Origin of the sequence: Streptomyces sp. NPDC003456, from assembly GCF_042878735.1 — a bacterium.
Taxonomy (GTDB): Bacteria; Actinomycetota; Actinomycetes; order Streptomycetales; family Streptomycetaceae; genus Streptomyces.
In genome coordinates this window covers 688,925-701,429 of record NZ_JBIAOK010000004.1, presented here as the reverse complement: position 1 = coordinate 701,429, position 12,505 = coordinate 688,925, and the positions used below count along the sequence as shown (strand labels likewise).

Below are 12,505 nucleotides of genomic sequence, written 5' to 3'. Positions count from 1 at the left end.
CGTAGTGCTCGTCCGTGCTCGTGCGCGCTCGCACGGGTCTTACGCGGCGGCCAGCTTCGCCGCCGAGTCGGCGTCGACGCAGGCCTGGATCACCGCGTCGAGGTCGCCGTCCAGAACCTGGTCCAGGTTGTACGCCTTGAAGCCGACGCGGTGGTCCGAGATGCGGTTCTCCGGGAAGTTGTACGTGCGGATCTTCTCGGAGCGGTCGACGGTGCGGACCTGGCTGCGGCGGGCGTCGGCGGCGTTCTTCTCCGCCTCCTCCTGCGCGGCCGCGAGGAGCCTGGAGCGCAGGATACGCAGGGCCTGCTCCTTGTTCTGCAGCTGGCTCTTCTCGTTCTGGCAGGAGGCGACGACCCCGGTGGGCAGGTGGGTGATGCGCACGGCGGAGTCGGTGGTGTTGACGGACTGCCCGCCCGGGCCGGAGGAGCGGTAGACGTCGATGCGCAGGTCGTTGGGGTTGATCTCGACGTCGATCTCCTCGGCCTCGGGTGTCACGAGGACACCGGCCGCGGAGGTGTGGATCCGGCCCTGGGACTCGGTGGCGGGCACGCGCTGCACGCGGTGCACACCGCCCTCGTACTTCAGCCGCGCCCACACGCCCTGGCCGGGCTCGGTGGCGCCCTGGCCGCCCTTGGTCTTCACGGCGACCTGGACGTCCTTGTAGCCGCCGAGCTCGGACTCGGTGGCGTCGATGATCTCGGTCTTCCAGCCGACGCGCTCGGCGTAGCGCAGGTACATCCGCAGCAGGTCGCCGGCGAACAGGGCCGACTCGTCGCCGCCCGCGCCCGCCTTGATCTCGAGGATGACGTCCTTGTCGTCGCTGGGGTCGCGCGGCACGAGCAGCAGGCGCAGCTTCTCCGTCAGCTCCTCGCGGCGCTGCTCCAGCTCCTTGACCTCGGCCGCGAAGTCGGGGTCGTCGGCGGCGAGTTCGCGCGCGGTCTCGATGTCGTCGCCCGTCTGCGTCCAGGAGCGGTAGGTGGCGACGATGGGGGTGAGCTCGGCGTAACGCTTGTTCAGCTTGCGCGCGTTGGCCTGGTCGGAGTGGACCGACGGGTCGGCGAGCTTCTTCTCCAGGTCGGCGTGCTCGGCGACGAGTTCCTCGACGGCCTCGAACATCTTGGGCTCCTGTGCGGGACGGGGGTGAAGGGCGGGCGACCAAAAACGCCGGTCCCGGAGCGCCCGCTGAGGGGGCGCGTCCGCGGACCGGCGGTTCGGGGCTCGCTACTTCTTGGAGCCGGCGGCCTTGCCGAAGCGGGCCTCGAAGCGGGCCACGCGGCCACCGGTGTCGAGGATCTTCTGCTTGCCCGTGTAGAACGGGTGGCACTCGGAGCAGACATCGGCGCGGATCGTGCCGGACTCGATGGTGCTGCGGGTGGTGAACGACGCGCCGCAGGTGCAGCTGACCTGCGTCTCGACGTACGCGGGGTGGATGTCGCGCTTCAAGGTGTCTCCTAGGTTCCGGGAGGGCACCGGGTCGCCGCCGCGGGCTGCGGGGGCGTGAACCGGGGCCGACGTACCAGTCTGCCAGGACTGGGGCCTACTCCCAAAACCGGGGGTTGCCGTCGTTTGTTCCTCGGGGCGGGGCCCTCGCGGGGCGTGACCCTCAGGAGCTGCTGACGACGCCCTTGGCCTCTCCGGTGGCGTTGCCCTCGGTGGCGCTCCTCGGGATCGGCTTGTCCTCGGCCAGTGCCTTCCAGATCCGGTCGGCCTTCTTCTCCTGGAGGAGCACGCGGTTGGGGTCGGCCGGGTCGTAGGCGACCGGCATCGTCACCATGTGCAGGTGGGAGGGGCTGATGCCCTTGAGGCCGTTCGCGAAGGACGCGAGCCGGTTGACCGAGCCGAGGTCGGAGTCGGTGGTCACCGTCCTGGTCGCGGTCTCGGCGAGGTCGAGCAGCTTCTTGGGGTGGGAGAAGACGCCGATGTCGTTGATCCGGTGGACCAGGGCCTTGAGGAACGCCTGCTGGAGCTGGATGCGGCCGAGGTCGGAGCCGTCGCCGACGCCGTGTCGGGTGCGGACCAGGCCGAGGGCCTGCTCCCCGTCGAGTCTGTGCGTGCCGGCCTCGAGCTTCAGGTGGCTGTCGGGGTCGTCGATGGCCTTGGTCGTGGTGATCTCGACGCCGCCGAGGTCGTCGACGAGCTTCTGGAAGCCGGCGAAGTCGACCTCCAGGTAGTGGTCCATGCGCAGGTCCGTGATCGACTCGACGGTCTTCACGGCGCAGGCGGCCCCGCCGGTGGAGTAGGCGGAGTTGAACATCACGCCGCGTGCGGCGGGGTACTCCTTGCCCTCCGTGTCCGTGCAGGCCGGGCGGTCGATGAGGGTGTCGCGGGGCACGGAGACGACGGTGGCCTTCTTGTGGCCCTTGTAGAGGTGCACGATCATCGCCGTGTCCGAGCGGGCGCTGCCGTCGTCGGTGCCGCCGCCGAGCTTCCTGTTGCCGCCGGCGCGGGTGTCGGAGCCGAGGACGAGGATGTTCTCGGAGCCGTTGTCGGCCTTGTCGGGCCGGTCGGTGCCGAGGGCCTGGTCGATGTCGACGCTCTTGAGGTTGCCGTTGAGCTTGAAGTACAGGTAGCCGGCCCCGGTGCCGCCCAGGACGACCACGCCCGCCGCGGTCCAGGCCGCGATCACCAGCCCCTTGTGGCGCTTGCGGGGCCTGCGGCGGCGCCCCGTAGCGCGGCCGCGCGTTCCGTCGGTGCCGGTCCCGCCCGGTATGTCCGGGCCCGGTGTGCTCTCGGCAGACATGTGCTCCTCAGCTCGTCTACGGTCGATTACCCCCTGCGGTCAGCGCCAGGCGTGGAGACGGACCTCCTCCTCGCACCATCGTCGCTCCGCCCGGTCAGACGGAGAAACCCGGGAAAGGGTTGCACAACGGACTGTGCCCACCGCGTGGGGCGGTGGGCACAGTGCGTGGCCGGGCGTCGCGGGGCGTACCCGCTCACCTGGGATTTCAGCCGAAGATGTCGTACTGCTGGAAACCGGTGCCGACGGACTTGCGTGTGGCGAAGATCTCGCTGGTCCCCTTGCCGGTGCCGGCGTACAGGTAGAGCGTGCCGCCGGGGGTGCGGGCCAGGAAGTCGGCCTTGCCGTCGCCGGTCACGTCGCCGGGCGCGTCGAAGGCGTTGTAGTCGGCCCACGTGCGCACCTTGACGCGGGTGGAGAAGGCGGCGGAGCCGGACTTGCCGGTGCCCTTGTACAGGTAGAGGGCGCTGCCGGTCTTGGCGCGGGCGATGAGGTCGGTCTTGCCGTCGCCGTTGAAGTCGCCCTTGCCGCGCACGGAGTTGTACTGGTTCCAGCCGGAGCCGACCTGCACGCGCGTGGCGAACGTGCCGTTGCCCTTGCCCGGGTAGATCCACAGCACGCCGGCGGAGTCGACCGAGAGCAGGTCGGGCAGGTAGTCGCCGGTGACGTCACCGGGGGTGACGATCCGCGTGCGGGTCGCCCAGTTGTCGAAGATCCGCTGGGTGGTCCAGGTGCCGCTGGAGACGACGAAGTGCGTCCAGAAGACGTCGCCGTCACTGCTGCGCCGGTAGACCAGGTCCTGGTACCCGTCGCGGTCGAGGTCGTTCTGGAGGACGACGTTGACGCCGCTCCAGTCGCCCCAGGACTCGCGGGTGGCGAACGAGGTGCCCTGGGAGTCCTTGGAGTAGCCGGTCTTGGTGGAGGCGTTGCGCACCCACAGGTCGGCCTTGTGGTCGCCGCTGATGTTGGTGTCGTCCAGGCGCGGGTAGGCGGCGCCGACGTAGGTGCTGACCTTGGCGAAGACGCTGTAGGCGCCCTGGGCGACGCAGTCGGTCACGCCCCAGGACACCACGCCCACGATCCGGTTGTTCACGACCAGGGGACCGCCCGAGTCGCCGTTGCAGGCGGTGGTGGTCCCGGTGTCGCTGCCGGTGGCGGGCTTGCCCGCGCAGACCATGTGCCCCTTGACGAAGTCCGCACCGTACGCGCCGGAGCAGGTGGTGTCGGACTGGAGGGGCAGCGTGGCGGTCTTGAGGGTGTCGGAGATGGCGTCGCTGGTGGAGCTGGTGCGGCCCCAGCCGTAGACCTTGGCGCTGGTGCCGGCCTGGTACGACGTGGTGTCGCCGGACGTCGTCATGCGGATCGGGGTGGCCTTGACCGGGACGGGCAGGGTCAGCACCGCGATGTCGTTGTCGATGGTCGTGGCGCTGTAGGAGGGGTGGCTCCACTGGCGCCAGACACCGGTGACCGTGCCGCCGTGCAGGTCGTCGCCGTCGGGCAGCTGGGAGGTGCCGGTGACGACGGCGCCGTTGCCCTTCCAGTCGTAGCCCTTGACGCAGTGCGCGGCGGTGAGGATCTTCGTCGGCGCGACCACCGCGCCGCCGCAGAAGAACCCGATGTCGTCGCCGGTGCTGGAGGTGCCCCGGTCGTCGCTGTAGAGGAGCTGCGCCATCCAGGGGGCCGTGCTGATGGTGGTCTCGGTGCCGCCGATGATCTTCGGGTCGATGTCGCCGGCGACGGTGCCCGCGCTGAGCGAGGACTTGCTCGTCCGGCCGGCGACGTCGTCACCGGCCATGGCGCCGGCGACGCGCTGGTGCAGCTCGGCGAGCGACGGCGACGTGACGGCCGGCTGGACCTTCGGCTGCGGCAGCGGGGTGGCGGCCCCCGCGGACGTCGTCAGCAGCGTGCCGGCCACGGCGGCCGCGATGCCGGCGGCGGCGACGGGCAGCGCGAAACGTATGCGGCGTCTGTGCCGACCGCCCCCGGACATGGGTGTACCCACGTATGTCCCCCCTCGGGATCACAGGTTCGAAGAGAGCGTGATCCTAACGTGTACACGACCATCACGAAGGGCCGCCCCCGTACGGGAGCGGCCCTTCGTGCGTGGTGCCGGCGGCGTCAGTCGCCGTTGCCGGGCGTCGGCGTCGTCTTCTGGATCTGCATCAGGAACTCGACGTTCGACTTGGTCTGCTTCATCTTGTCGAGGAGCAGCTCGATGGCCTGCTGCTGGTCGAGCGCGTGCAGCACCCGGCGCAGCTTCCAGACGACCGCGAGCTCCTCGTTGCCGAGCAGGATCTCCTCCTTGCGGGTGCCGGACGCGTCGACGTCCACCGCCGGGAAGATGCGCTTGTCGGCGAGCTTCCGGTCGAGCTTGAGCTCCATGTTGCCGGTGCCCTTGAACTCCTCGAAGATCACCTCGTCCATGCGGGAGCCGGTGTCGACGAGCGCGGTGGCGAGGATGGTCAGCGAACCGCCGTCCTCGATGTTGCGCGCGGCACCGAAGAACCGCTTCGGCGGGTACAGCGCCGTCGAGTCGACACCACCGGAGAGGATGCGGCCGGAGGCCGGTGCGGCGAGGTTGTACGCACGGCCCAGACGCGTGATCGAGTCGAGCAGCACGACCACGTCGTGACCCAGCTCCACCAGGCGCTTGGCGCGCTCGATGGCCAGCTCGGCGACGGTGGTGTGGTCCTCGGCCGGGCGGTCGAAGGTCGAGGAGATGACCTCGCCCTTGACCGACCGCTGCATGTCGGTGACCTCTTCCGGACGCTCGTCGACGAGGACGACCATCAGGTGGCACTCGGGGTTGTTGTGCGTGATCGCGTTGGCGATCGCCTGCATGATCATGGTCTTGCCGGTCTTCGGCGGGGCCACGATCAGACCGCGCTGGCCCTTGCCGATCGGCGAGACGAGGTCGATGATGCGGGTGGTCAGCACGCCCGGGTCCGTCTCCAGACGGAGGCGGTCCTGCGGGTACAGCGGGGTGAGCTTGTTGAACTCCGGGCGGCCGCGGCCGTGTTCGGGCGCCATGCCGTTGACGGAGTCCAGGCGCACCAGCGCGTTGAACTTCTCGCGCCGCTCGCCTTCCTTGGGCTGGCGGACCGCGCCGGTGATGTGGTCGCCCTTGCGCAGGCCGTTCTTGCGGACCTGGGCGAGGGAGACGTACACGTCGTTGGGGCCGGGCAGGTAGCCGGAGGTCCGGATGAACGCGTAGTTGTCGAGGATGTCGAGGATGCCCGCGACGGGGATCAGGACGTCGTCCTCGTTGATCTGCGGCTCGGCGGCACCCATCTCGTCGCGGCCGCGGCGGCCCCGGCGGTCGCGGTAGCGGCCGCGGCGGCCCCGGCGGCCGCCCTCGAAGTCGTCCCCGTCCTCGTCGGCCCGCTGCTGGCCGCGGTCCTGGCGGCCGCCGCCCTGCTGGTTCTGCTGGCCGCGGTCCTGCCGGCCGCCCTGCTGGTCGTCGCCCTTGCCGCCGCGGCCGCGGTCGCGGTCCCGGCCGCGGTCGCGGTCCCGGTCACGGCGGTCGCGCCGGCGGCCCTCGCCGCCGTCACCGGCGTCGGACTTGGCGTCGTTGGTGTGCTGCGACTGCTGCTGGGCCGGGTTCTCGGCCTTGCCGTCGTTCTTCGCCTCGGCCGCGACCGTCTCGGGGGCGGAAGCAGGGGCTCCGGCGTCGGCGGTGGCGCGGCGGCGACGGCGCTCGGCCGGGGCGTCCTCGCCGCCGGCGGGCTGTCCCGGAATCTCGATCTGCTGCTGGGCCGCGGCCTTGTCGGCCTGGTCCGCGGGGGCCTGCGGGGCCTCCGTCGCGTCCTTCTTCTCGGCCTTGCCGGCACCGTCGGCGTTGTCGCCCGTACGGGTTCGGGACGTCGCGCGGCGCTTGGGCTTGGTCTCCGCACCCGCGTCGGCCTTCGCCGCCGGGGCGGCGCCGCCGGACGCCTGCGCCTCCTTGATGACCTCGATCAGCTGGCTCTTGCGCATACGCGCGGTGCCCCTGATGCCGAGGCCGGATGCGACCTGCTGCAGCTCGGCCAGCACCATGCCCTCGAGGCCGGTACCGCGGCGCCGCCGGGAGCCGGCACCGGTGGCAGGCGCGGAGGCGTCCGTGGCGGGCGCGGCAGCGGTCTCCTCGACACGTGCGCCCATCAGATCGGTGGTGTCGCTCACGAAGGGTCCTTCCCTGGAGCGGACGTCGGCCTGTCTGGCTCGGCGACCGGTTGTGCTGTCCGGCTTCGGTCCGTGTGGTGTGAACCGTGCCGGGGCGGTGGTCCGCCTAAGCGGCGGAGGAATCTGGTGATGGCGCTTCCTTGAGTCGTGGCACCCAGTGTCAGTGTCACGCGGCGTGGGAGCACCGGTTCCGGAGCGTGCCCTGCGCCCCGCTCAGTGTCCGCGTACGGCGTACGGTCCGACGTACGGAACACAGTGCGGCTTGGGGGGCTCCCGGAAGAATGTCTGTCCCGGACGGGGACACGAGGCACCTCGCCATGGTGGGGTCGGGTGCAGACTTGAGATTAACACTACCGGATCCAACAAACATTCCCCCTCTCGAAATCCGGCAACCGTGGCGTCACATGTCGCCGGGGGCTGCCAGTGGCAGCACGCTCGCGCCCTGCGCGTCGAGGGCGAGCCGGTTGGCGGCCCAGTCGGCGCCGGCGAGGGCCTCGACCTTGTCGGCCGTGTCCGCGTCGGCCAGCGCCATGACCGTGGGTCCCGCGCCGGAGATGACCGCGGGGACGCCGTCGCCGCGCAGCCGCTCCACCAGCGCCGCGCTCTCGGGCATAGCCGGGGCGCGGTACTCCTGGTGCAGCCGGTCCTCGGTCGCGGGCAGCAGCAGCTCGGGGCGGCGGGTGAGGGCCTCGACGAGCAGGGCGGCCCGGCCGGCGTTGGCGGCCGCGTCGACATGCGGGACGGTGCGCGGGAGCAGTCCGCGCGCCGTCTCGGTGAGGACCGGCTTTCCGGGGACGAAAACCACCGGAACGATGGAATCGGCCGGGTCCATCCTGATGGCGCGGGCGGCGCCGCCCTCCATCCAGGACAGCGTGAAGCCGCCCAGCAGGCAGGCCGCGACGTTGTCGGGGTGGCCCTCGATCTCGGTGGCCAGTTCCAGCAGCGCGGTGTCGTCGAGCTTGGCCTCGGCGCCTATGGTCACGGCGCGGGCGGCGACGATCCCGGCGCAGATGGCGGCCGAGGAGGAGCCGAGGCCGCGGCCGTGGGGGATGCGGTTGGCGCAGACGATCTCCAGTCCGCGCGGCTGACCGCCCAGCAGGTCGAAGGCGGTGCGCAGGGACCGTACGAGAAGGTGCCGCTCGTCGCGCGGGAGCGTCTCGCTGCCCTCACCCGCGATGTCGATGTGCAGCCCGGAGTCGGCCACCCGGACGACGACGTCGTCGTACAAGCCCAGCGCGAGGCCGAGGGCGTCGAAGCCCGGGCCGAGGTTGGCGCTGGTGGCGGGGACGCGCACCCGGACGGCGGCGGCGCGGAACGCTGGACCGGCCATCGCTCGATGACTCTCCTTGAGCTGCGTGTTTCGTCGCATGACGGTGGATGGACATTCGAGGCCGTACGGGAACCCCGGGGGCCGCCGCCGGCCGGGAGGGCCGGCCGCTGCCCGGCCGCGGAGACGGCGCGGCACCGCGCGCTCCGTGTGGAGGCATATGCGGCGGGCGGGTTCAGTACAGCCTATCGAAGGAAGGTTCTGCGGCGACATAGGGCGCACAGCAGGCGCACGATGCGTGTCGCAAGCCCCCTGTGCACCCCCCGCGAGAACCCTTCCCCGGCGGGCGCCGCCTTACGCCGGACCGTGCCCGGCGGGCACCGGCGCCCGCGGCGTCGGCGCACGTCGCGGGCGGGCCCGGGCGCCCTCAGGCCAGACCCAGGCGCTCCGCCGCGGCGGCCGCGTCGACCGGGACGGTGACCGGCTGCGGGGCGCCGGCGACGGCCCAGTCGGGGTCCTTCAGGCCGTTGCCGGTGACCGTGCAGACGATCCGCTGGCCCGGGTCGACCTTGCCCTGCTCGGCGGCCTTCAGCAGACCGGCGACGGACGCGGCGGACGCCGGCTCGACGAAGACGCCCTCCTGCGCGGCCAACAGCCGGTAGGCGCGCAGAATCTCACGGTCCGTCACCTCGTCGATGAAGCCGCCCGACTCGTCGCGCGCGGCGAGCGCGTAGTTCCACGAGGCGGGGTTGCCGATGCGGATGGCGGTGGCGATGGTCGAGGGGTCCTTGACCACCTCGCCGCGCACGATCGGGGCGCTGCCGGAGGCCTGGAAACCCCACATGCGGGGCTTGCGGGAGGCGATGCCGTCCGCGGCGTACTCCGTGTAGCCCTTCCAGTAGGCGGTGATGTTGCCCGCGTTGCCCACCGGCAGGACGTGGATGTCGGGCGCGTCGCCGAGCATGTCCACGATCTCGAACGCGGCCGTCTTCTGGCCCTCGATCCGCACCGGATTGACCGAATTGACCAGCGCCACCGGGTAGTTGTCGCTGAGGCCGCGGGCGAGGGTGAGGCAGTCGTCGAAGTTGCCGTCGACCTGGAGGATCTTCGCGCCGTGGACCAGCGCCTGGCCCATCTTGCCGAGCGCGATCTTGCCCGTCGGCACGAGCACGGCGCACACCATCCCGGCCCGCACGGCGTACGCGGCGGCCGAGGCGGAGGTGTTGCCCGTGGAGGCGCAGATGACGGCCTGGGCGCCCTCCTCCTTGGCACGCGTGATGGCCATGGTCATGCCGCGGTCCTTGAAGGAACCGGTCGGGTTCGCGCCCTCCACCTTGAGGTGGACCTCGCAGCCCGTGCGCTCGGAGAGCACCTGCGCGGGCACGAGCGGCGTGCCGCCCTCACGGAGCGTCACGACCGGCGTCGTGTCGGAGACCGGCAGCCTGTCCCGGTACTCCTCGATGATTCCGCGCCACTGGTGGGTCATTGCTGGTTACTCTCCTTCAACCCGCATGATGCTGGCGACACCGCGCACGGTGTCGAGCTTGCGCAACGCCTCGACGGTCCCGGTGAGGGCGGCGTCGGACGCGCGGTGCGTGACGACGACGAGGGAGGCCTCGCCGTCCTTCCCCGACTGGCGAACCGTGTCGATCGAGACCCCGTGCTCGGCGAAGACGGTCGCGACCTGGGCGAGGACGCCCGGCTTGTCGGCCACATCGAGGCTGATGTGGTAGCGCGTGACCACGTCGCCCATGGGCGACACCGGCAGCGCGGCGTAGGCGGACTCACCCGGTCCGGTCGCGCCGCCGATCCGGTTGCGGCAGACGGCGACGAGGTCGCCGAGCACGGCCGAGGCCGTGGGGGAACCGCCCGCCCCGGGCCCGTAGAACATGAGCTGCCCGGCGGCGTCGGACTCGACGAACACGGCGTTGTAGGCGCCGCGCACGGAGGCCAGCGGGTGGCTCAGCGGGATCATCGCGGGGTGCACGCGCGCGGTGACGGACGCGCCGTCCCCGGCCCGCTCGCAGATGGCGAGCAGTTTGATGGTGCAGCCCATCTCCTTGGCGGAGGCGAAGTCGGCCGCCGTCACCTCGGTCATGCCCTCGCGGTAGACGTCGTCGAGGCGCACGCGCGTGTGGAAGGCGATCCCCGCCAGGATGGCGGCCTTGGCGGCGGCGTCGAAGCCCTCGACGTCGGCGGTCGGGTCGGCCTCCGCGTACCCCAGGGCGGTGGCCTCGTCCAGGGCCTCCTGGTAGCCCGCGCCCGTGGAGTCCATCTTGTCGAGGATGAAGTTGGTGGTGCCGTTGACGATGCCCATCACGCGGTTGATCTTGTCGCCGGCGAGGGACTCGCGCAGCGGCCGGATCAGCGGGATGGCGCCGGCGACGGCGGCCTCGTAGTAGAGGTCCTTGCCGTGCTGCTCGGCGGCCGCGTGCAGGGCCGCCCCGTCCTGGGCGAGCAGCGCCTTGTTGGCGGAGACGACGGAGGCGCCGTGCTCGAAGGCGGTGGTGATGAGGGCCCGGGCCGGCTCGATGCCGCCGATGACCTCGACGACCACGTCGATGTCGCCGCGTTTGACCAGGGCGGTGGCGTCGGTGGTGATGAGCGCGGGGTCGATGCCCTCGCGGACGCGGTCGGGCCGGCGGACGGCCACGCCCGCGAGCTCCACCGGGGCGCCGATGCGGGCCGCGAGGTCGCCGGCGTGCGTCGTCATGATGCGCGCCACCTCTGAGCCGACCACTCCACAGCCCAGCAGCGCCACCTTCAGCGGACGCGTACGCATCATCCGACCTCGTTTCCTCATTACCGTCATCGGTGGAACCAGTCTCACTCACCGGACTGGAGTTTCTGTCCAGAGTCCGGATCCTGAGACATCTATTTCATTTCCGCGGGGCGGCGGACAGGAGATCCTCCACCGCCCCGGCCCTGCCCGCCCGCTCAGCCGACGTCGAGACGCAGCAGGTCCTCCTCCGTCTCGCGGCGGACGATCACCCGGGCCTCGCCGTCGCGCACGGCGACGACCGGCGGGCGCAGCACGTGGTTGTAGTTGCTGGCCATGGACCGGCAGTACGCGCCCGTCGCGGGCACGGCGACCAGGTCGCCCGGCGCCAGGTCGGCCGGCAGGAACGCGTCCTTGACCACGATGTCCCCGCTCTCGCAGTGCTTGCCCACGACGCGCGCCAGCATCGGCTCGGCGTCGGAGGTGCGGGAGACCAGCGCGACGCTGTACTCGGCGTCGTACAGCGCGGTGCGGATGTTGTCCGACATGCCGCCGTCCACGGAGACGTACGTGCGCAGCCCGTCGAGCGGCTTGACCGTGCCCACCTCGTAGAGCGTGAAGGCGGTCGGCCCGACGATGGCCCGCCCCGGCTCGACGGAGATGCGGGGCGTGCGCAGCTTCGCGGCCTCGCACTCCCGGGTGACGATCTCGGTGAGCGCCTTGGCGATCTCGTGCGGCTCGCGCGGGTCGTCGTCGCTCGTGTACGCGATGCCGAGCCCGCCGCCGAGGTCGATCTCGGGCAGCTCGACGCCGTGCTCGTCGCGGATGTCCTTCAGCAGCCCGACCACCCGGTGGGCGGCGACCTCGAACCCGGACATGTCGAAGATCTGCGACCCGATGTGGCTGTGGATGCCGACCAGCTCCAGGCCGTCGAGCTGCAGCGCCCGCCGTACGGCCTCGGCGGCCTGCCCGCCGGCCAGCGGGATGCCGAACTTCTGGTCCTCATGGGCCGTGGCGATGAACTCGTGGGTGTGCGCCTCGACGCCGACGGTGATGCGGATGAGCACCTTCTGCCGCGTGCCCAGGCCCTGCGCGATGTGGGCGACGCGCACGATCTCCTGGAACGAGTCGAGCACGATGTGCCCCACCCCGGCCTCGACGGCCCGTGTGATCTCCGCGACCGACTTGTTGTTGCCGTGGAAGGCGATGCGCTCGGCGGGCATGCCGGCCGACAGCGCGGTGGCCAGCTCGCCGCCGGAGCAGACGTCCACGTTCAGCCCCTCCTCGTGCAGCCAGCGCACGACGGCCCGGGACAGGAACGCCTTGCCGGCGTAGAACACGTCGGCGCCGGTCCCGAAGGCGGTGCGCCAGGCCCGCGCCCGGGCCCGGAAGTCGGCCTCGTCGAGGACGTACGCCGGGGTGCCGATCTCCTCGGCCAGCCGCGTGACGGGGATCCCGCCGACGGTGACGACACCGTCCTCGTCGCGCGTCACCGTCTCGGCCCACACCTTCGGGTCGAGCGCGTTGAGGTCGGCGGGCGGGGCGGAGTAGTGGCCCTCGGGGAGGACGTCGGCGTGACGGGGCCCGGCGGGGTGTGCGGAACGGCTCATGGTGTCGTGTG

At 71.5% G+C, this 12,505-nt stretch carries 9 protein-coding genes; all 9 read right to left on the bottom strand.

The annotated features are described in order from the left end of the window. Positions 1-39 precede the first annotated feature (39 nt). Positions 40-1,116, bottom strand: a complete 1,077-nt coding sequence (gene prfA / locus ACFYWG_RS19350) for a peptide chain release factor 1 (protein ID WP_376328551.1) — start codon at positions 1,114-1,116, stop codon at positions 40-42. A 105-nt stretch (positions 1,117-1,221) separates the two neighbouring features. Further along, positions 1,222-1,443, bottom strand: a complete 222-nt coding sequence (gene rpmE, locus ACFYWG_RS19345; RefSeq protein WP_333933958.1) for a 50S ribosomal protein L31 — start codon at positions 1,441-1,443, stop codon at positions 1,222-1,224. Positions 1,444-1,603: 160 nt separating this feature from the next. Beyond that, positions 1,604-2,740 (bottom strand): LCP family protein, encoded by a 1,137-nt coding sequence (locus ACFYWG_RS19340; RefSeq protein WP_389202424.1) that lies wholly within the window; start codon positions 2,738-2,740, stop codon positions 1,604-1,606. A 205-nt stretch (positions 2,741-2,945) separates the two neighbouring features. Further along, positions 2,946-4,727: a trypsin-like serine protease gene (locus tag ACFYWG_RS19335; protein ID WP_389202785.1), complete on the bottom strand. Its 1,782-nt coding sequence runs from the start codon at positions 4,725-4,727 to the stop codon at positions 2,946-2,948. Between the two features lie 128 nt (positions 4,728-4,855). Continuing rightward, complete coding sequence (gene rho / locus ACFYWG_RS19330; RefSeq protein WP_383500117.1) at positions 4,856-6,898, bottom strand: transcription termination factor Rho; 2,043 nt, start codon at positions 6,896-6,898, stop codon at positions 4,856-4,858. Positions 6,899-7,298: 400 nt separating this feature from the next. Beyond that, positions 7,299-8,228, bottom strand: a complete 930-nt coding sequence (thrB, locus tag ACFYWG_RS19325) for a homoserine kinase (protein ID WP_389202421.1) — start codon at positions 8,226-8,228, stop codon at positions 7,299-7,301. Between the two features lie 364 nt (positions 8,229-8,592). Then, complete coding sequence (gene thrC / locus ACFYWG_RS19320) at positions 8,593-9,651, bottom strand: threonine synthase (RefSeq protein ID WP_376328560.1); 1,059 nt, start codon at positions 9,649-9,651, stop codon at positions 8,593-8,595. 6 nt (positions 9,652-9,657) lie between these two features. Then, positions 9,658-10,950 (bottom strand): homoserine dehydrogenase, encoded by a 1,293-nt coding sequence (locus ACFYWG_RS19315; protein WP_333933964.1) that lies wholly within the window; start codon positions 10,948-10,950, stop codon positions 9,658-9,660. A gap of 152 nt (positions 10,951-11,102) precedes the next feature. Next, complete coding sequence (gene lysA / locus ACFYWG_RS19310; RefSeq protein WP_376328563.1) at positions 11,103-12,494, bottom strand: diaminopimelate decarboxylase; 1,392 nt, start codon at positions 12,492-12,494, stop codon at positions 11,103-11,105. Between the last annotated feature and the right edge of the window lie 11 nt (positions 12,495-12,505).